Source organism: Paenibacillus sp. Leaf72 (assembly GCF_001422685.1).
GTDB lineage: Bacteria > Bacillota > Bacilli > Paenibacillales > Paenibacillaceae > Pristimantibacillus.
Map to the genome: position 1 here is coordinate 1977414 of NZ_LMLV01000001.1, position 20524 is coordinate 1997937.

Sequence of the window (20524 nt, forward strand, 5' to 3'; positions counted from 1 at the left end):
TGTGGGATGCTTTACTCCTCTGATTATTGCTGTGGGTAATCGCTTAAACATCAATGTTCTTAATGATTTTTGCAGGATTGCCTCCCACGACAGCATTGGCAGGTACATCCTTGGTTACTACCGCTCCAGAAGCGATGACGACGTTATCCCCAATCGTAACCCCCGGATTGATGACCGCTCTTCCTCCTATCCAGACATTGTTGCCGATGGTTACCGGCTTGCCAAATTCGGCGCCGGTGATTCGTTCAAACGGATTCAATGGATGAGTAGCTGTATAGATATGTACGCCTGGTGCTATAAAACAATTTTCCCCGATACGAACCTCGCATACATCCAGAATTACACAGTCAAAATTAACATAAAAATGGTTGCCTACATGAATGTTGTAGCCATAGTCGCAACGAAACGTCGGTTCGATATAGAGATGTTCCCCTGTTGAGCCAAAGAGCTGTTTGAGCAAATCAACCCGTTTGCCATAATCCGTCTCTATCGTTTGATTCAATAAACGGGTCAATTTCCTGGCATTTTCCCGGTCTTTCGTTAATTGCGGGTCCGAAGCCAGATATAGTTCTCCAGCTAGCATTTTTTCTTTCTCGGTTCTAATCGTCACGCTCGTTCACCCTTTCATATTGCATGAACTTATCTTAACAGCTGCACGAATTAAATAGTATGGTCCGTCCATTAAAAAGGCTACCACAGTGCTATTTTCTCTTTAAAAGCGCGCTCGACCAACCAGACTGGCACCATGAGCTGCATGGAGTCGCCAATATAAGCGCCTATTGGGTCAGCAGTGGGCTTTCCGTTCACAACCGCCTCATTTCCCCAGCTGCGAACGACCAAAGTCGTATCATCCCGGGAGAAAATCGCCTCGCTCTTCTGCTCGTTCCACTCAAGAGAGGCTCCGATCCGCTCGGCCATTTCCTGTGCAGGTATCCTCGTTGCATTGTAGGCTTCCACATCCGCTGCGGATGCGACAGCATTTAAGGCATCACCCGGAATCTCAAATACAGCGAAGCCGCCTGTCTCCGGAAGCGGAAAGCGGAAAACGAGGCTCCCCAGCACAAGTGATGCGGATTCCCGAAGAGCCGCCACCGAATGATACATATGATCTAAATCGTTTGCTTCCATCGCCCGTTCCAGAGTAACTGCTAAATCGAAGGGCAGTTTTGTAGTTCCGTAATGCGGCACTTCCCCGCGAATCGACGCAAAATCATATTCACTGACCTTACAGCAGGAAAAATCGATACTCGCGTGGCGAGCGTAATCAGGCTGTATGGGACGCAGTAGTGCCTCCGCTTCATTCATCGCCTGTGTTTTCCAAAAAGTGGTCGCATAGTCGTCCGTTAATCCGAGCTCCCGTTCCTTACTATGGTAGATATAAAACTGGAGCGATGGATCGGATTTTGGCTGTACAGTCGCTACTAGCGGTTCTATGTTATCCCATAAATAACGAACGTTCACAATCGTCATGTCTTCGGCATAGGTCTCCGCCAAATAATGCTCCGCCCGCTGCTCGAATCGAAACTTTTGGTAAAAGCCGTATTGAAACTCCGCGTAAAGCAGAATAGGGATGAGAATCGCAGCAACGATTCCCACCACCACGATTTTTCCGGCATTTAGCTTCATGGATGCGCTCCTTTTGCTTTGCTTATTCCCAAGTCGTTACTAGGAAGTACAATAACTAGACGTTCCAATTCCATTCTTTGTTGCCATAAATGGGTATCCGTCAATAATTCGAACTAACTACTATAAAGAAAAAGCAAGATATAGATTCAAACTTTAAAAAAAACAAAAAAAATCATTTCAATGCATCCCTACTTCGATTACAATATGAACTGTCTTCATATTATTGAACTGGGGTGTTTGATGTGGATAAATACAAGTTTAGTCCTGCACATAATAATATGATTGTTGATGCTATTGTTGAAGGTTATCGTGACTATGTTGATCATCGGAAAGACAGAAAATCAAAAATGAAAATCAGCTCTGCGTTTTCTTGGACTAAGGGTAATTTTATTGAGAGCAAACTCGCTGAAGAGTGCATCGCTCATGGATTTACATACAAGAAAGCAAAGGCTGGATTAACATGGGACTACCTCCAATTCATGAATGGAGATTCCAAAATTCTTTTTCTTATTAAAAATGCCGCTTATTTCAATGAAGATTGCTTTTCACAAGCTACGCTCCCGGATGAGAGCGAAAGCAATGGGTCTCTTCGCACCTATCTTCACGAACTCTCAAAAATAAATAAAGATTTAGCATTTTCCTCATCAGAACAATCGCTAAAAAGAGGAAAACGAACAGAGCGAGTCGAACAACTTTCCTTATTTATTTTAGAAAGTAAAGTCAAAGCTGACCTGGATCATTTCAAATCTTCTTACAACGAATTCCACATACTCACCTATTCTATTGATGAAGCGTATCAAATTTCTGAGGTTTTGCACTACCTTCCTAATCCAAATGATAACATCGCATACCTTGTCGAGGATCTGTCCGATTTCATCTCAGGAGCTACACTATCTGATGAGGACCGAGAAGTAGTAGCACCTGAATTAAATGATGATCGTATGGACCCAGCAGCATTTGATATTGGTATTATTGAAAAAGATAAAAAACAAGATATATAAAATGGCATTATGTTAAATAAATTAGGAGGCAGCAGGCATGTTTATTGGTAAGAACCTAACCAATTTACGAATCATGCACGGATATTCGCGTAAAGAGCTCTCCGACAAGTTAGGCGTAACCGAACAAGCAGTCTGGCAATACGAGAATGCTTATACATCTCCTAAAATGCAAATCGTAAATGAGTTAAAACAGATTTTTCAAGTGAAAAGTAAATATTTCTATATAGAAGATATGCTTGAAAAGAATATCACTTCAGCCAATATCGACTTAACGAATATTGCTTATCGCTCAAAAGTGCTGAATGTCATCTCAAAAACACAAGCAGAGGCTAAGCATGTTGAATTTTTGAATGTATTTGTCAACTATCTTACAACTAAAATTAGTTATCCCACCCTTAAAATGATTAAATTACGCGATGAAGTTATAGCGTATTTAAATCATACAGAGGACGATAGATCTGTTCAAATCAACCATGTTGCTCTCTTGGCACGACAAAGACTTGAGCTATCAAAAACGAATAATGATGATCTTATGTTCTTAATTGAAAAAAGCGGTGTTTTCGTGTTTGAAAAGGCTATTGGTGAAGAAATTGATGCCTATAGCCTTTGGACTCTGGAGGATAGGCCATATATTATACTTGGCAATATGAAGCGTTCCGCCGTTCGTAGGAACTTTGATATCGCTCATGAATTAGGTCATTTATTACTTCATTATCGTATGGAGTTTACGAACTTAGAACGAAAAGAACACAAACTTATTGAGAATGAAGCAAATATGTTTGCTGGCGCTTTATTATTGCCTGAAGACGAATTCACCACCGATATGCAGGACGTGTCCCATCTTACCAATCCAGATGATTATTTGGATTTAAAAAAGAAATGGAAAACATCGTTGCAGGTGTTGGGGTATAGAGCAGCTAATCTTGGAATCCTTCAGCCAAAGGATCATCGTAACTTCTATGCAGCCATGCATCGGAAAGGTTATTTGGAGTTTGAACCCCTTGATAACGTAATTCCAATTCAGAAACCAATGAAAATCAAAACCATCATTGATTTCGTTTCAAAAAAAGGAGTTATTGACATTGGTCAAATGATTGAGAATGATTGGAAAGCCGAAATTCCCTTTTTCCATCAGCTGACAGGAATTGATTCAAGTTTTTTCAACAAATATTTGACTCGAAGCTTGGATTTTGAACTCCGTGATATTTCTGAAATATCTAAGCATACTTCTTAAGTAAAATTATTATACAAAAGGATTTATATATTGTTGAAGGTGCAAGTTACTACGATCTCTACGACAGACCAGAACCGGTTAAACAAGCTGTTGAAAAATGGGGAGCTTTCTATAAAGCTAATCTTTAAGTGATTATTTTAATCGCAGAACACAAAAGTAAAAAAGCAAAAAAAACACATTGTCGAAGTCGCAGACAATGTGTTTTTTTGCTTTCTACTGAAATAAGGTGGAAGATACGTTCCACCAAGCTTTATGAACCTATACCTTTACAAACTAAAAAGGCGAATCATTTTAGGCTTTTCATGGGTTTGCAACCCTCACTACAATTTAAGCGTCTTATAGATATTATTAGTGAGGGTTAGGTGGTGAGCACATTGAAATATATATTCTCTTTCTTGATTTTCCTTTTTGTAGTCACTGGTTGCAGTAGTAACGACGGAGGCTCTAACCATTCAAAAAAATCGAAAAACTCACTTCTTACACTTGAAGCTTTCGTTGTTGCAAAACATGATTTGGAAGGACGCAAGAAAATTCTGCTTGCATTAGATATAGAAAATACTGAGTTGCAGTCCAAATTAGAAACAATAGTTGATCAAAATGCCGAGGACATTCTAAGGGCTAATAAATTCGATTTACACTGGCTGGATGTAAGAAACATTTCCGCAGAAGAATTTGATTTTGACGCTATGAAAATCGGTTCGAAAATTCGTTTTGTTGCCGAAAATGAACAGCTGGATACCCATCCCCCAACTTCAATTGCCAAAGCAGTAAATATAATGAACTAGAGCGTGTATGCAAACGCAAGCGAGCTGGTTTCCGATAAAAACCAGCGTTCAAACGTCTTCCCTCTACTGCCGGGAATAGCACAACTTATAAATATGAAAAATGTGAACCTACGAACCAAAAGTCTGCTTCATGCTCTTCGTTTCTGGGGTTTGCTCCCTGCACAAAGACATATAGACAGACTTGGCGGACACAGAAACCGCTATTTTAATCGAATCATGGGCTACGACAGAGGCTGCGGACTCAGGGGCCGCTAATGCGCTGCACATCGTCATTTTGAGAGGATTATTAAGACAATAGCGGATCTCCTGTCCGCTTAATGCCCGAAAGGGAATCAAAAGCCAGAATAACGGAGACTCAGTCCGCCAAAAAAGGAATTCGCTTCCAAAACTGCGTGTTCTCAGCCACAGTGCTCACTGCAACTGTGCTCTCAGCAACAATTGCATGCTGTGGTTCCTTAAGCCTTGAATGGTCCGAAGAGATTTGCCTCGAATAATCACTTAACAAGGAGCAGCAGAAGGGCTCCCGTTTGCATACACACCCTAGAGCAAAAGAAAAAGGCCGGAGGTTCACCTCCGGCCATAAGGAAAAGCTTATTTGTTTAAGTGTTTAGCGGTGTTACTTGATTACAACATACTCCAGGTTCACAAGTTTAGCATAAGTCACGATTTGGTCTGTCGTCAGGTTCAAGGAAACGACCGTATGATGGCCGCCGCCATTCTCAATCCAAGCTTTTACGCCATCCTGGAAGTTCGGCTTCACCGTCCACAGCACACGAGCTACAGGGAGCTTAGGAGCTGGAACCGTTGGCTCGAATGCGGAAACCTCGTTGATTAACAGCTTGTAATGGGTGCCGAAATCCGCCATGGAGACGACGACGCCTTCGCCAGCTTTGCCGTCGAATATGAGACGCGCTGGATCCTCGCGATCGCCAATACCCAATGGGGAAACGATGATTGTTGGTTTGTTGCTGGCCAAGGTCGGATCTACTTCGAGCATATGAGATTGCAGAATGGCTTCTTGCCCAGCTGCCATCTCATATGTGTAATCCTCCATAAAGCCTGTATTTTGGTTATGACTCATCACTTTCAGCAAGCGATCAAGCGCAGCCGTCTTCCAGTCGCCTTCACCGGCAAAGCCGTAGCCTTGTGCCATCAGGCGTTGGACAGCCAGACCCGGAAGCTGCTTCATCCCATGCAAATCCTCGAAGTTCGTAGTGAAGGCATTGTAGCCCTTCTCTTCAAAGAAACGTTTCATCGCGATTTCATAGCTCGCTTGTACTCTTACGCTAGCTTCCCAAGACTCTTTGCTGCTCGTGCCATAATCAAATGTATATAGCTCTGCATAAAGCCCCATCAGATCGTCGATTTCTTGCTCCGTAACGGCATTTACGAATTGTACGAGGTCGCCGATGCCGTAATAATCTACCGTCCAACCGAATTGAATTTGAGCTTCAACTTTATCTCCATCCGTAACGCCGACGTTGCGCATATTGTCGCCAAAACGAGCAACCTTGATGTTAAAGCTTTCGTTATAGGCAACTGCTACGTCCATCCAGTCGGCAATTTGCTGATGCACTTCCGGACGCTCCCAGTAGCCTACGACGATTTTATTTTGCTTCTTCAGACGGGCATTGATGAAGCCGTATTCGCGGTCACCATGAGCGGCCTGGTTCAGGTTCATGAAGTCCATATCGATCGTGGCCCAAGGAATGCTTTCGTTGTATTGAGTTGCCAAGTGAAGCAGCGGCTTCTGCAGCAATTTCGTGCCGCGAATCCACATTTTCGCAGGCGAGAACGTATGCATCCACGTAATGACGCCCGCCACTTCGTCGCGATAGTTGACTTCTTTCATAATGCTTGTGATTTTATCTGCGCTGACAGCCAGATCCTGCAATACAACCGGGTAAGGCAACACACCGCTTGCATTCAAGGCATCCGTCATCGTCTGAGCATGTGCTTTCACTTCAGCCAATGCTTCTTCCCCATACAGGTTTTGAGAACCTACGACAAACCAAAACTCTTTAGCTAATGTTACTGACATACCGATCATCCTCTTTTCTAATTTTAGTCGTGGAAAAAATGATTATTTCTGCCCGTAATAAGCGTCTTTCCCATGTTTGCGCAAATAATGTTTGTCCAAAATGCCTTGCGGCAGTTCTTTGGCAAAATGATTCAATTGCCGTGCATACAAGTTCATTTTGCAAACTTCCTCCAGCACGACGCTGTTCACGACTGCCGATTTTGCATCCTTGCCCCACGTAAACGGTGCGTGACCATGGAGAAGGACAGCCGGTATCGCCATGACATCCAGCCCGCGCTGCTCGAAAGTTTCAATGATGACACGTCCCGTTTCGGCCTCATAACCCCGGTCAATCTCCCCTTGATTCAGGAAACGGGCACAAGGCACAGCTCCATAAAAGGTATCCGCATGCGTCGTTCCCATGACTGGCACATCAAGTCCTGCTTGTGCCCAGATCGTTGCCCAAGTGGAGTGGGTATGCACGATGCCGCCGATCTCTGAGTAATGTTTATACAATACGGCATGAGTCGCGGTATCAGAGGAAGGTCTTAGCTCTCCCTCAACCACATTGCCATCGAGATCGACAACGACCATATCGCTCGCCTTCATCTTGTCATAACTGACACCGCTTGGTTTGATGACGAAGAGTCCGCTTTCCCGATCAATGGCGCTTACATTGCCCCATGTGAATTTTACGAGTCCATGCTTCGGCAATTCCAAATTCGCCTCATATACCTCTTCCTTCAGCTGTTCTAACATCGCTAGTCCCTCCCGTTCTCTATCAGATGGTCTACAGCAGCCTGCTCAATGGCCAGCCCATTCCGGTAGCGCTCCATAAATAATTCAAAACCCAACACATCGGATGGGTCTGGAGAAATTTCCTGCCCTTCCACATCTTTAAAGACCTTGTGTTCAAGGAAGTCGTCCAGGCTTTCCTGCTGATCCTTGTTGATCAAATAAGAAGCAAGAAGCGCCATTCCCCACGCCCCGCCTTCGCCGGCTGTAGACATGACGGAAATCGGAACGTTCATCGCCGCGGCTACCATTTTTTGTCCGACGACAGGGGTTTTAAATAAACCGCCGTGAGCCAAAATGCTGTCAATGGCGACTTGCTCGTTTTCAGTCAAAATGTCCATGCCAAGCTTGAGTGCTCCGAAAGCCGTGAACAGATGGGTGCGCATGAAATTAGCCAGAGTGAAGCTGCTCTCCGGCGAGCGCACGAATAGCGGACGGCCTTTTTCAATACCGGTAATGTTTTCGCCGGAGTAATAACCGTAGCTCAGCAAACCGCCGCCATCCGGGTCGGCCTCCAAAGCTTTATTAAACATGACGCTGAACAATTTTGCATTATCCGCTTCGTAGCCCATGGCTGCAGAAAATTCGCGGAACAATCCCATCCATGCGTTGATATCGCTGGAGCAGTTGTTGGCATGCACCATGCCAACCGGACTCCCGTCTGGCGTCGTGACCATGTCGATTTCCGGATAGACCTTGGATAATTCCTTCTCCAGCACAATCATCGCAAAAACGGAGGTGCCTACAGAGATGTTCCCCGTACGCTTTCTCACGCTATTCGTGGCAACCATGCCTGTCCCGGCATCACCTTCCGGAGGACAAAGCGAAATGCCTGGCTGCAGATCCAGTGACGGGTCCAAAATGCGGGCTCCCGCCTCCGTTAATTCCCCAGCTTGCTCGCCTGAAAGGAGGACTTTGGGAAGAAGATCCTCAAGCTTCCAAGGATAACCGCCCGCAGAGATCAGTTCATCGAATTGCTTAACCATCAATGGATGGTAATTATGAGTCGATTCGTCAATAGGAAAAATACCAGAGGCATCCCCGATACCAATCGCTTTATTGCCAGTTAGCAGCCAGTGAATGTAACCGGCCAAAGTCGTCACAAAATCAATACGAGGCACATGCTCCTCTTTGTTTAAAATCGCTTGATACAAATGGGCGATGCTCCAGCGCTCAGGAATATTGAATTGGAACTTGTTCGTCAGTTCCCTTGCTGCCTCGCTGGTTGTTGCATTGCGCCAAGTCCGGAACGGTACGAGCAATTCACCCGTGCTGTCGAACGCCATATAGCCGTGCATCATTGCGGAAAATCCGATCGAGCCCACGGTCTTAAGGGTGACCTCGTATTTGCGTTCCACTTCTTGCTTCATTTCGCGATAAGCCGTTTGGAGGCCGATGAGAATATCCTCTTGGCTGTATGTCCAAAATCCGTCTTTCAATTGGTTTTCCCATTCATAGCTTCCTGATGCGATGGTCTCAAAACGATGATCGATCAATACCGCTTTAATCCGCGTAGATCCAAATTCGATCCCCAGCGAAGTTTCTCCCTTAGTTATCGCTTCTTTCAACTCTACATGATTCATGATCACGCATGTCCCCTCTCTGTTCGCGGTTTTTAAACCTGAAGGATGGAAAATAAAGTGAATGTGACACCTCATAATAACGGGTCTATGTTGTTTCGTATAATAGCTGCTCCTAATTAAACGGTTCACCTCTTAAAGAGAGGCGTATCGATTTAATCAAAAGAAGGCGCTTTCCATTAGTGACAGCCTTAGTATATTTTTTGTACGTACATTTGTCAATACAAACAAATAGTTATACTTACAACGGCACGCTCTCCTCTTAATCCTTGGAGTTAGCTTCTTCTTTTCAGACAATTCCCCATGTAAAATCCCAGTAAAAAGCATGGAATTACCTCATTTTTTTCATGAAAAATGGTACTGCATTTTCATTCACTGCAAATCATGTTAGAATGTGTACGTACAACTTTCTGAACAACGATGAAAGAAGTGGATTGCGTGAAGCCAAAGTATCAGATCATCATTGATGATATAAAAAGCAATATCCTGTCAGGAACGTACAAAGCAGGAGAGCAAATTTCTACAGAATCTGCTTTGCAGAGCAGTTATAATGTTAGCCGCCAGACGGTTCGGAAGGCCATTTTAGAGCTGTCCAATGAAGGGTTCCTAAGAAGCGAAAAAGGATCTGGGACGTATGTCAGCAGCCAATACCGCTCCAGATCGGGCGGGAATGCCGCCAAAAAAACGATAGGCGTCATTACGACCTATATCTCGGATTACATTTTCCCCTCTATTATCCGTGGTATAGAAGGCCGATTGAATGAAGACAACTATTCGTTACTGTTAGCCAGTACAAATAATGATATTATGCAGGAAAAAAAGGCGCTGGAAATGATGCTGTCCTATGGCGTGGACGGTCTCATTATTGAGCCGACCAAAAGCAATTTATACAACCCCAATATTGCTTATTACCTGTCTTTCAAGGAGCAGGAAGTTCCGTTCACCATGATTAACGCCTTCTATGAAGAGCTGGAGGTCCCTTTCTTCTGTTTGGATGACGTGCAGTCCAGCTATCTCGCAACCCGGGAACTGATTGCTAAAGGTCATTCCCAGATTGGCATTATCGCGAAAATGGATGATCTGCAAGGGAAATATCGCATGAAGGGATATATCAAGGCACTTGGGGAAGCCAAACTGCGGTTTCACCCCGAGCAAGTGCTTTCCTTCGACACGGCGACGAAGCCGAACCTCTCCACGAGCTTGGAGGAGTTCCTAAACGACAACAGGGATGTTCTGACTGCGCTTGTTTGCTACAACGACGAGGTAGGGCTGGAAGTTGTGCATGCCTGCAGAAAACTGGGGATATCCATTCCAGATGAACTATCCATCATTGGCCAGGACAATTCGTATATCGCCAAAAATGCGAATATTAAACTGACGACTCTGACGCACCCCCAAGAACAAATGGGACGGGACGCAGCGGACTGGGTCATTAAAAATTTACAAGGAAAAAAAGACCTGCCTACCAACACCTACTACCAACCCGTGTTAGTTGAAGGTGAAACCGTAAAAGAGATTGAAGTGGAGTAATTTTTTGTGATTAGGTTCGACTTAAAGGTTTCGGATCTGTCGGCGAAAAAGAAAAAAGGAGCCGCCGCGGCAAGCTCCTTCGTTGTGCTTATATTGCTGCCGGAAGCACCTCAGGCATCACGTTGTTCATTTTTAGACATCCGTTGGTCCTGCTCATAAATGCTGATGTCTAAATCTAGAACGGCCTACACACGTTTCATCCCCGAATATCGACCATTCAACTATTTCCTCATTTTTCTATCCAGCGTTCATTACCTGATCTATAAATGCCCTTAACTTGCCGCTTCGTGCTTCGAGAGACGTTTCAGCAATTCCTGCAGAGCTGGCATCTGATGGCCGCGACGCTGCCCTTCGGCAAGGGAGCTACGCATCGATTCAACGTCCTGAGCACGAACCTTGCCGCCATGATGGAAGCGGTTGAATGCCTGATAATCTAGCGGCAGCATGTCCCGCTCCATTTTAATGTGCACGTTTGCCGTCATGCGCGGCCCCATAACCAAGGCCATTAATTTGCCCAACAATCCATGCTGCGGCAGTGCCGCTATTTCGCCTTGTGCACGGATGGCAAGCCGCCAAAGCTCCTTGTTCGCCGAAACCGTCGAAAAATCAGACCAGCCCGCAATGTCACACGCTGCATATACAGGAAAGCCAATACTGGAATAAATGTTAAACATCGATGGGCTTACTTGACCACAGCGCGAAATCTTACTGCGGTTGTAAAGCTCAATGAATTGCTTCGCTGCCGCTTTATTGTTGGTCTCGACTTGGAAGCCGACCTTGTTCGTGGGATGCTTGTAACAGACAACAGCCTTTGCTATTTTCGCTGGATCTGTTGGTGCATGTACAGGCAGGTTCGCGCTTCCCTGGTGGCTGAGCATGCCGAGAATTCCTCTTAGCAAGCGATCTTCCGAAATTTGCATGACCTTGATATAGTGCTCGCGAAGGCCAATCCCGAAACCGTTCATAATGACAGTAGCTTTAGAAGCGCGCACGATGTCGCCTAATTTGCTCAACATAGCCATGCCTTCTGCCGTTCGACTGGCATTTCCGTCAAGTGTAATGAAAATAAACTGAAGTGGTGTATCCGCCAGTTCAGCGACATTCTCAATGACGTTGAAGCCGGTAAAATTTTTCAGTGTTGCATCGTCATAGCAATAAAGCTGTTGAGGAGATTGGAATGCCGTTTTCCGTCCTTCTCGCACGAGGAAGGTAATGTTAGCGCCGGACAAACTGAGATGGTAGCCGACAGAGAAGCCTACTGCCCCCGCTCCTACAATGAGAATATTGGGTTTGTTCATGCTAGTTGTCATTTTTATTCACTCTCCAATTATTCGTTGAAATAAATTTATGCCGCAGGAATAAGAGGAACGACTATGTGATTGCCGTTTCGTCCACCCCTATAAAATGAACACCTGTTGATTTAATATCATGGTGATAGTATAATCTCAAAATAGCCGCAAGCTCAATCATCAATATGCGGAATAATGTTATTCATTCAACACTTTCCCTGGCGTTTGTTCGATTAGATACGGAAAGGGACGGATCTTATGGTCGGAGTAAAAAACAATAGAAGAACCAAATATACGACGGAGCTTATTAAGCAGTGTTTTCTTGCTCTATTGGAAACGAGGAAATTGCCGCAAATAACGGTTACCGAAATATGCAAGCAAGCTGACATTAACCGAGGTACCTTCTATTTGCATTACAAAGATCCTTATGAATTATTTGAAGTGATGCAGAAGGAATTTAATCAAGAACTATGGGAGACGCTGCAAAAGGATCAAAGTCCATGCGCGGAAGATGGCTCCTTGATCAAGCTATTGAACATTATCCAAGAGAAGAAAACAATTTTTCGCATCATGATTTCGGATCGAGGAGAAAGCAGCTTTTTATCCGAGGTGCTGGTTGAGGTTCATCAAGATTATTTGCAAAGAAAAGGAGATGACCCAAACCGAAAAGACTCGTCCGCATTGGACTACTCTTTTACTTATATGGTTCATGGCTCAATGGGAGTCATTAATCAATGGCTGGAATCAGATGGCGAGGAAAGCCCGGAAGCGATTGCGCGTATCATTTCTTCTTTCAAACCACAATGAACGGCTCCTTTCCACTTAGATCCATGGCGGAAGAAGCTTTTTATCTGCAATAATATACTATAGGCTTATCCCTTTAAGATGTAGCATATGAGAATAGCTTGAAAGGGGTATTCTCATGGATATGACATCTTTTTTAATTTATTGCGTGATTGCTACTTTTACACCAGGTCCTACTAATATCGTCATATTATCTACCGTGCAAAATTCGGGTGCCAAACTAGCCTTGAAATATACGTATGGAGCAGCGGTTGGTTTTGGACTATTACTCGTTATATCGGCTATGTTGAATACGGCGCTCTTAACGATATTGCCGAAAATTCTATTGGTGATGCAGATAGTGGGAAGCTGTTATATGATCTATCTCGCTTATCAAGTCTACAAAATGGATGCATCAAACCCAGCTGCAAACCATACGGCTACCTTTAAGTCAGGCTTCCTTATGCAGTTTTTAAATCCAAAGGTAGTTCAGGTGTACTTAGATAGAGGTGAATCGAGTGGACAAATTTATTTATAAAAAATCGGCAGGTATTACTGCGCTGTCAGCAAGCATGACTGATTTTAAATATAAAAAGCACGCTCATCAGGAATATGCAATAGGTGTAACCTTGCGTGGGATTCAACATTATAACATGGATGGCGGTTTGCAATTATCCTACCAAAACGGCATTATGCTTTTCAATCCTGAGCAGGCCCATGACGGTATGGCCCATGATAAGACAGGCCTCGATTATGTCATGCTGTATATTGAACCGCAATTGCTTCTAGACGTAATTGAGAAAAAGGATAAAAAGCAAAGGATATGCTTCATGCCCATTTTGAACATGTCCTTAAGCTTGACGAGATCTGTGAAGAGCTTCAATTATAACTGCAAGATCGAATATGCCAAGCAATTAATTGAAAAAAATAGCGATGTTTATTCAGCCGTAGCTGAATGCGGTTTTGTTGATTTAACTCATTTAAATAAACATTTTAAAGGCGTATATGGAACAACCGCATTTGAATATATTTCGCAAATAAATGGATGTGCAAAATAAAAGACTGCTCGTTCATCTTCCGTTCACATTGTCGTCATCGCGAGGACATCTTCGTCGTATAAGCTTACATGAGCAGCCGTTAAGGCAGTCTACTATCAAGATAACGACAGGAGAAGATACGATTATGAAAAAATGGCTTAGGGTTTTACTTAAAATATTGGCAGCAATTGTGATAGCAATCGTCGTTTTTATGGCTATTGTGTTTATAGTCAACAAGGTCAGCAGCAAATCTGAGCAAGGCAAAATACATGCCTATGGCCAGCTCGTACCCGTAGACGGGAAAAAGATGAATGTGCTGATTCAAGGGGAAGGCAAAGAAACCATCGTGCTTCTGCCGGGTTATGGAACAGCAGCGCCGGCGCTCGATTTTAAGCCGCTAATCGATGAGCTTTCACCCTCTTACAAAGTAGTTGCAGTTGAACCATTTGGTTATGGCTTAAGTGATGGAACCGATAAGGAAAGAACGACAGAAAATATAGTAAATGAACTCCATGAAGCGCTGCAAGCTCTTAACATTGACCGCTATATTCTAATGGGCCACTCGATTGCAGGCATTTACGGTATCGATTATGCAAACAAATATACAAGCGAAGTTACTGCATTTGTGGGCATCGACAGCAGTGTTCCGACACAACCCGGCATGGATGTGAAATTCCCATTAAAAACGTTTGGTTTTCTCAAACAATCCGGTTTGCAACGATTGATCGTGAAAACAGGCAGCGACCCTTATGAAGGACTTCCATATGATGAGGAAACCAAAGAACAGCTGAGCATGCTTTCGCTCAAGAACAGCAATAGTCCCACGATGCTAAATGAAATGAAAAATATTTCTTCTAACTTTAAAGCAGCTGAACATTTAACCTTTCCAAAAGAGCTTCCGATTATTTTCTTTATCCAAGCGAATAATGAAGACATTCCAACCTGGATACCGCTGCATGAAGAGCAAATTAAAGATTCTATGCATGGAAAAGTGATGACCTTTGAAGGCGGACATTATTTGCACCATACCAGATCCAAAGAAATCGCTGAAAACCTTAAGGCGTTTATGGAAGAAGCAAGGTGAAACGGCCGAAAGCCGTCCCCTGGCGGCGCGCGGCGTTTCAGTCCGAGAAGCAGATAAACGCTTTTAGTATTCCCTATGCCATGGCCATATGTGCAAGCTTCCTTGCATATGATGCCATGGCATTTTTTTACTTATTCATACTCCGTTCATAATGACGTCACGGTGAGGACATCCCCGTCATATAAGCTTTATTTAGCGGCCCTTAAGGCAGCTGAATACACTGCTGAAGATAGGAGTAGATCAGAATGAAAAGAACTTCCATTGTCGCTGTCACCCTCGCGCTGAGTATGCTGGCTCCCATGTCTGCAATGGCTGCTGCGAATAGCAACCCACTTGCTTTTGATGCGGCTAAAAAAATAGCGGCTGAGAAAACCAAGCTGCTGACAGAAACCTACGGCATCACAAGCGTCCAATACGCGCTCATCGATGACGGGGAAATTACGATTTCGGGGCATGCAGGAAAAAATGATCTAACGGATTCGATTCCACTCTCCTCAAAAACAATATACGGCATCGGTTCTACGAGCAAAATGTTTCTCACGGCGGCTGTTATGAAGCTTGTAGACGAGGGCAAGGTAGATTTGGATTCGCCCGTTGTGAACTATATCCCTGATTTTAAGATGAAAGACAGCCGCTACAAACAGATTACACCACGCATGCTGCTGAATCATTCCTCCGGTTTTCTCGGAACTACGGGCAATAATGCAACCTTGTACGGGGATAATGATACTTTTGCACATGATACTTTTCTAGAGCAGTTGGCGACGCAAAGCTTAAAGGCAGACCCCGGAGCCTTTTCGGTCTATTGCAACGATGGTTTTACGTTGGCTGAGATTCTGGTAGAAAGAGTTAGCGGCATCGGCTTTACAGCATTTATACACAAATATATTACTGAGCCTCTAGACATGAGCCATACGAAAACACCGCAGGATCTCATTGATCAAGCGGCGCTGGCCGGCAGCTATTCCCCGCTGTACGAGGGACAGCTTCCACAAGAGAATTATAATATTATTGCAACGGGAGGCCTTTACTCCACAGCTGAAGATCTCGCTGCTTTTTCACAAATTTTCACAGGGCAGGCTGAAGGCATTATTTCTGCAAAATCGCTAGAAGCGATGGCACAAGAGGAGTATAAAAGCGGCATGTGGCCGGAGGAAGCCAATCCGTCCTACCTCTCCTACGGGCTAGGCTGGGATAGCGTCCACTTGTTCCCCTTTAACGAATACGGCATTAAGGCCCTTTCCAAAGGTGGCGACACGATTTCGTATCATTCATCCTTAGTCGTGCTCCCGGAATACAAGCTGTCTGCCGCTGTTATCTCTTCAGGTGGTTCAAGCGCATTAGACCAAATGATCGCCAATGAACTGCTGCTTAGCGTCCTTCAGGAGAAGGGTGTTATTAAAGAACGGAAACCGGAGGAGTCGTATGGCGTGCCTATTAAGGCAGACATGCCGCAAGAAATAACACAGTACGCGGGTATTTATGGTAGTGGTTCAAATAAGTTATTGAAGATAGAAGTGAATACTGAGGGCGAAATGGCTGTATCCACGGTTACGGCTCCGAACAATCCTGCCCAAACGTATACGTACACTGCTGACGGTTCTTTTGTAAACGATGAAGGCACAGAGAAATTAAAATTCGTTGAGGAGAAAAATGGGCATGCCTACTTGTGGTCCCGCTCCTATATAGCTGTACCGGGGATAGGACAAACGGCAATCTCCGAGTATAATGCCGAGAAGCTTGAAGACAACCCATTGGCTCAAGACGTAGCTGACGCATGGGAACAGCGTGACGGTCAAAAATATTATTGGGTGAATGGAAAATACACATCAACGTCCTACCTCCATTCAACACCTATCATACCTTTTCAGACCATTAAAGCAGTTCCAGGGTATGTGTTGAATCATAAAATTATTGGAGCAAACAAAGCCGTTAACCAGTTGCAAATCCCTGGCATGGATGGCCGTGACACGATGGAAATCGAATTTTTCAAGAAAAATGGAGTAGAGTATTTGAAGGCAGCAGGCAACCTATACGCCAGTGGGGAGCTTGTAAAACCGCTCTATTCGGGTAAACAATCCTGGGCAACGATCCAAGCGGACGGCGAAGCCAAATGGTATACCGTTTCAGCGAAGGATAAAGGAAAAGTTTTGACGGTTAACATGCCTGCCCACGGCTCCTTTGCCGTCTATAATCAAGCCGGAATATGCATAAACCATACCGTTATCAGTGATAACAATCAGGTCGTATTGCCAGAGAACGGCAGCGTTGTCTTTGCGGGCGAGGTTGGCTCTACGTTTGGCATTTCATTGAAAAAGTAAAAAATAGAGACTTGTCTTCATATATTAAACAACACTAGGGGTCACCTCATTTAAGGTGGCCCCTTTACTCCTTGAATTCGTATTAGAGACGTTGCTCAAAATATTATGAATGAGCAGCATTCTAAAGAAGGGACTGAACAATGCTGACATCCGGAATCTTATACCCGTTTGGAGCTGCTTGAAAAACACGCTCCCAGATGTCCTCCTCTATTGGAGGAAGCTCGTCATATCGCGGGTATACAAATAGAGAAGATAAAAGATTAGAGATTTTATCTACAGGCTGCGCTGGCTGTATGGCTGGATCATGGTCATTTGTGGGCACTACTTGTTGATTTTGTAATACATGGCTTGCCCGTTTCAGTCTGGGGTGACGTTTACGTACCCGCCTTACGATCTTTTTCTTGTAAATCTTCTTTGTTTTCTTCTTATTTTTCTTTTTCGCTTTATTGCTGCCGGTTGTTTTTTTCTTCGATTGGCGCGCCATTTTCTTCTTCCCCTCTGTAGTGGCGTTATTGGGCTTTGCTGCTCAGTCTGCTGTGCGAGCTGTGGTTCGATTTGCGGTTCGATCTGTTGCTCAGCCTGCTGTTGCTCAGCCTGCTGTTGAGCAGGCTGTTCCGTCTGCGGCTCAATCCCCGTATTTTGTTCGGGATGCTTGCTCCTCGCCAACTCATACAGTGCTAACACACGGTTAGTCATCTCAGGCAATGCCCAATGCCGCTCTCCCCATTCTTTTGCCTGACTCGCCATGCTGCTTAACCAGTTTGTATCCTGTAAAGCGGATCTTAAGCATAAATGCAGCTCATTAATATCTCCGGCATGAAATACAAGCCCATTCACGGAATGGGTTACCATTTCCGGTATACCGCCAGCGTCAGAAGCGATGACCGGCTTGCCCGCTATTTGAGCCTCAATAACGGCAAACGGCTGATTATCCTGCATGCTGGGCAAAACGATAAAATCTGCCTGATGAATCAAAGCTGGAACGTCCTCACGGTTTCCTAAAAATATGACGTGGTCGCCCAGACCGTAATCTTTCGTTATATTCATGATTTCATCACGGAGTGAGCCTTCTCCAGCTAACCAGCAAACCCAGTCCGAACGCTCCGCTTTCAGTTTTACTAGTGCATGAATGAGATAAATATGTCCTTTCACAACATCAAAGCGGGCAGGGCATAAAAATACACTTACTCCTTCAGGCTTGACAATCATGGAATCACGCAGCATATTTTGTTGAAATTGTTCTTTATCAAATCCATAGTGGCTTACGATAATATTGGGTTCGGGAACTGCAAAATCCTCAACCATTACTCTTTTTAACCACTCTGAAGGCGATATCGTGACATCACTGACTGTTGCCCCCAGATGCTCACGTAATGCCGAATATTTCCAAAGAGGGGAGTTTGTATCTTGGTCTGTTAACCCCAATGTCTTTAATCTAACGAACCATTCCTTCGTGAGGCATCCGTGAATAGTCGTTACTAAGGGCGTATGAGGAGGCTTCACACGTGACAATGCATGAGCACTCATAATGTCCTGTGCGTGTATTAAGTCATACTCGGCCAAGCCGAAATACATAGCAGCTGCTTCAAAACAGTAACGCTCAACTTCAGAAAATGTAATCCAGGGATCAATTCCGGACAAATGGTGTTCCATGTAGTGGTTCGATTGATGGGCAATCAGTGGTTGCAGCTTGGCTTTATCAATAGCCATTTCTTTGCCTGGAATATAAAACCCCTGCCCATCAGGTGTCGGGGAGAAGATATCAACATGATGCCCCGCGAACTTTAGTCCTTTTTCCAGCTGATTTACATATGTGTTTACGCCGCCGGCATGTGGCAGCGACCAACTGCAGGCGATTAATATTCGCATGTGTTCCCTCCGATTGGTCTGTCGTCCAAATATAATATGAGATTTCAAGTGCGTTGTTAACGTACACCAACCTATTTATCCCTCGTATCGATACAGGCAATTATCATATCGTTTTTTCTTTCCAGCCCCTTTAATTCCAACTATTGTTTCCGAAACCCAGCGCCTCTCTCTATTTCTGCTAGACCTCGTGATACTCTACTATTTCCATAAAATTTAGACACTCAACTATAGCGGCTTTCATTCATTCGCGTATCATGCTAGAAGATGAATGAAAGGAGTTGACAGAATTATGGAGCAGGCCCCTGAGTATAAAATTGGTATTATCGGTCTGGGGTACGTCGGATTGCCACTCGCCAAATTGTTTCTGGAAGGAGGAAACACGGTTTATGGCATTGATGCAGACGAACGAAAAATCAATATGTTGAACAAGCAGCAATCCTACCTGTCTGACTTTAATAGAAAAGACATCCGAAAGCTTTTTAGTAAAAATAGTTTTCATGTAGGTACTGCATTCGATGTCATTGAGAAAGTCGATGTCATAATCCTTTGCGTTCCGACACCGCTTGATGAGCAGCATCAACCTGATTTGAGCTATGTAATAGGCGCAGCACAAAGCTCACTCCCCTATTTGCATAGAGGGCAGCTTATTGTACTGGAAAGCTCTACATTTCCAGGAACAAGCGAGGAACGGCTAAAACCGATGTTGGAGTCAACTGGACTTCTTGTAGGTAAAGACATTTCGCTCGCCTATTCACCAGAGCGAATTGATCCCGGTTCTAAATGGGAGCTGGAACAAATCCCTAAAGTGGTTGGCGGCGTAACTCCATCCTGCACAGCCTATGCGAAGCAAGTATATGGCTCAGTGTTTAATGAAGTGGTCCTCGTGTCATCGCCACGCGTAGCTGAAATGACGAAGCTTCTGGAAAACTGCCAGCGATACTTGAATATTTCATTTATGAACAGTCTGTTGAAGTTAAGCGAGGAGCTGGATATTAATCTCTGGGAAGCCATCGAGGCCGCGGGAACTAAGCCGTTTGGATTTACAAAATATTATCCAGGCCCTGGCGTTGGAGGGCATTGTATTCCGGTTGACCCCCTATATTTGCTCTGGAAGGCGAGAGAACATCATATGGATTTGCCGTTCATTGACCTTTGCCATCAAGTAAACGAGGATATGCCTGGGTACATTGTGGGACGAGTGGCAAAAAGCCTGCAGCCAAAAGCGCTTAACGAATGCAGTGTGCTTGTCATTGGAGTTACGTATAAAAAAGACGTTAACGATATGCGGGAGTCCGTTGCGCTGCCTATTATGGAGCATTTACTGCAGGCGGGCGTCAATCTGGGATACTTTGACCCCTATGTGAAAACTCTGAAAATAGGTGAAACTGTCCTTCATAGTACACCGCTTACTGCCAGAAAAATGAAAAATTATGATTGCACTTTAATTTTAACGGATCATTCTAATATCCCATATGAGCTTCTTGTGGCGCACACGCCCATTGTCATCGATACACGTAACGCCACTGGAAAAATGGCAGATCGAAACAATGTTATTTTACTCTAGGAGGGT

16 protein-coding genes and 3 pseudogenes are annotated in these 20524 nt (G+C 44.4%); 11 read left to right on the forward strand and 8 right to left on the reverse strand.

From position 1 onward, the window contains the following. Positions 1-43: 43 nt before the first annotated feature. Together ASF12_RS08460 and ASF12_RS08465 are read right to left on the reverse strand one after the other, a co-directional pair. Positions 44-604 (reverse strand): maltose acetyltransferase domain-containing protein, encoded by a 561-nt coding sequence (locus ASF12_RS08460; protein WP_056033042.1) that lies wholly within the window; start codon positions 602-604, stop codon positions 44-46. A gap of 86 nt (positions 605-690) precedes the next feature. Then, positions 691-1626 (reverse strand): copper amine oxidase N-terminal domain-containing protein, encoded by a 936-nt coding sequence (locus ASF12_RS08465; protein ID WP_056032164.1) that lies wholly within the window; start codon positions 1624-1626, stop codon positions 691-693. Between the two features lie 242 nt (positions 1627-1868). Between ASF12_RS08465 and ASF12_RS08470 the strand changes: the two genes are divergently transcribed. From ASF12_RS08470 to ASF12_RS08480, 4 genes and pseudogenes are all read left to right on the forward strand, one after another. Further along, on the forward strand, positions 1869-2627 hold the full coding sequence (locus ASF12_RS08470; RefSeq protein WP_056032167.1) for a spr1630 family ClpXP-sensitive toxin: 759 nt from the start codon (positions 1869-1871) through the stop codon (positions 2625-2627). A 37-nt stretch (positions 2628-2664) separates the two neighbouring features. Beyond that, entirely contained in the window at positions 2665-3861 is a 1197-nt protein-coding gene (locus ASF12_RS08475; RefSeq protein ID WP_056032169.1) for a spr1629 family repressor/antitoxin, read from the forward strand. Positions 3862-3875: 14 nt separating this feature from the next. Further along, a pseudogene (locus ASF12_RS36305) lies at positions 3876-3989 on the forward strand (alpha/beta hydrolase); the annotation flags it as partial. Positions 3990-4235: 246 nt separating this feature from the next. Then, a complete protein-coding gene (locus ASF12_RS08480) occupies positions 4236-4646 on the forward strand; it encodes a hypothetical protein (protein ID WP_056032172.1) in 411 nt (136 codons plus the stop codon). A 616-nt stretch (positions 4647-5262) separates the two neighbouring features. Here ASF12_RS08480 and araA read toward each other — a convergent pair. Genes araA through ASF12_RS08495 form a run of 3 tightly spaced genes read right to left on the reverse strand, consistent with a single transcriptional unit; the run spans position 5263 to position 9044 of the window. Continuing rightward, positions 5263-6687 (reverse strand): L-arabinose isomerase, encoded by a 1425-nt coding sequence (araA, locus tag ASF12_RS08485; RefSeq protein WP_056032175.1) that lies wholly within the window; start codon positions 6685-6687, stop codon positions 5263-5265. 42 nt (positions 6688-6729) lie between these two features. Next, entirely contained in the window at positions 6730-7425 is a 696-nt protein-coding gene (locus ASF12_RS08490; protein ID WP_056032178.1) for an L-ribulose-5-phosphate 4-epimerase, read from the reverse strand. Between the two features lie 2 nt (positions 7426-7427). Next, positions 7428-9044, reverse strand: coding sequence for a xylulokinase (locus ASF12_RS08495; protein ID WP_056033045.1), 1617 nt, complete (start codon positions 9042-9044; stop codon positions 7428-7430). Between the two features lie 435 nt (positions 9045-9479). On the opposite strand from ASF12_RS08495, the gene ASF12_RS08500 reads away from it, so the two are divergent. Next, positions 9480-10571, forward strand: a complete 1092-nt coding sequence (locus ASF12_RS08500) for a GntR family transcriptional regulator (protein ID WP_056032181.1) — start codon at positions 9480-9482, stop codon at positions 10569-10571. A 272-nt stretch (positions 10572-10843) separates the two neighbouring features. Here the strand turns inward: ASF12_RS08500 and ASF12_RS08505 are convergent, their stop codons facing one another. Further along, a complete protein-coding gene (locus tag ASF12_RS08505) occupies positions 10844-11881 on the reverse strand; it encodes a ketopantoate reductase family protein (RefSeq protein ID WP_200931589.1) in 1038 nt (345 codons plus the stop codon). Positions 11882-12118: 237 nt separating this feature from the next. Here ASF12_RS08505 and ASF12_RS08510 point away from each other — a divergent pair, with 237 nt between their 5' ends. From ASF12_RS08510 to ASF12_RS08530, 5 genes and pseudogenes are all read left to right on the forward strand, one after another. Continuing rightward, the gene (locus tag ASF12_RS08510; protein WP_056032184.1) at positions 12119-12667 is read left to right on the forward strand and encodes a TetR/AcrR family transcriptional regulator; all 549 of its coding nucleotides are present in this window, start codon (positions 12119-12121) and stop codon (positions 12665-12667) included. A gap of 115 nt (positions 12668-12782) precedes the next feature. Further along, a pseudogene (locus ASF12_RS08515) lies at positions 12783-13133 on the forward strand (LysE family translocator); the annotation flags it as partial. 28 nt (positions 13134-13161) lie between these two features. After that, positions 13162-13701, forward strand: a pseudogene (locus tag ASF12_RS08520) (AraC family ligand binding domain-containing protein). A 124-nt stretch (positions 13702-13825) separates the two neighbouring features. Next, positions 13826-14764 carry an alpha/beta hydrolase gene (locus tag ASF12_RS08525; protein WP_056032187.1) on the forward strand — a complete coding sequence of 313 codons (939 nt, stop codon included), beginning with the start codon at positions 13826-13828 and terminating at the stop codon, positions 14762-14764. A 245-nt stretch (positions 14765-15009) separates the two neighbouring features. After that, positions 15010-17085 (forward strand): serine hydrolase domain-containing protein, encoded by a 2076-nt coding sequence (locus tag ASF12_RS08530; protein ID WP_056032190.1) that lies wholly within the window; start codon positions 15010-15012, stop codon positions 17083-17085. A 121-nt stretch (positions 17086-17206) separates the two neighbouring features. On the opposite strand, the gene ASF12_RS34320 is transcribed toward ASF12_RS08530, so the two are convergent. Both ASF12_RS34320 and ASF12_RS08535 read right to left on the reverse strand, forming a co-directional pair. Then, a complete protein-coding gene (locus ASF12_RS34320; protein ID WP_155972885.1) occupies positions 17207-17569 on the reverse strand; it encodes a hypothetical protein in 363 nt (120 codons plus the stop codon). After that, positions 17473-18954: a glycosyltransferase family 4 protein gene (locus ASF12_RS08535; protein ID WP_056032193.1), complete on the reverse strand. Its 1482-nt coding sequence runs from the start codon at positions 18952-18954 to the stop codon at positions 17473-17475. Before ASF12_RS08535 ends, ASF12_RS34320 begins: the two co-directional genes overlap by 97 nt. 289 nt (positions 18955-19243) lie before the next feature. Between ASF12_RS08535 and ASF12_RS08540 the strand changes: the two genes are divergently transcribed. Further along, complete coding sequence (locus ASF12_RS08540) at positions 19244-20518, forward strand: nucleotide sugar dehydrogenase (RefSeq protein WP_056032196.1); 1275 nt, start codon at positions 19244-19246, stop codon at positions 20516-20518. Positions 20519-20524 lie beyond the last annotated feature (6 nt).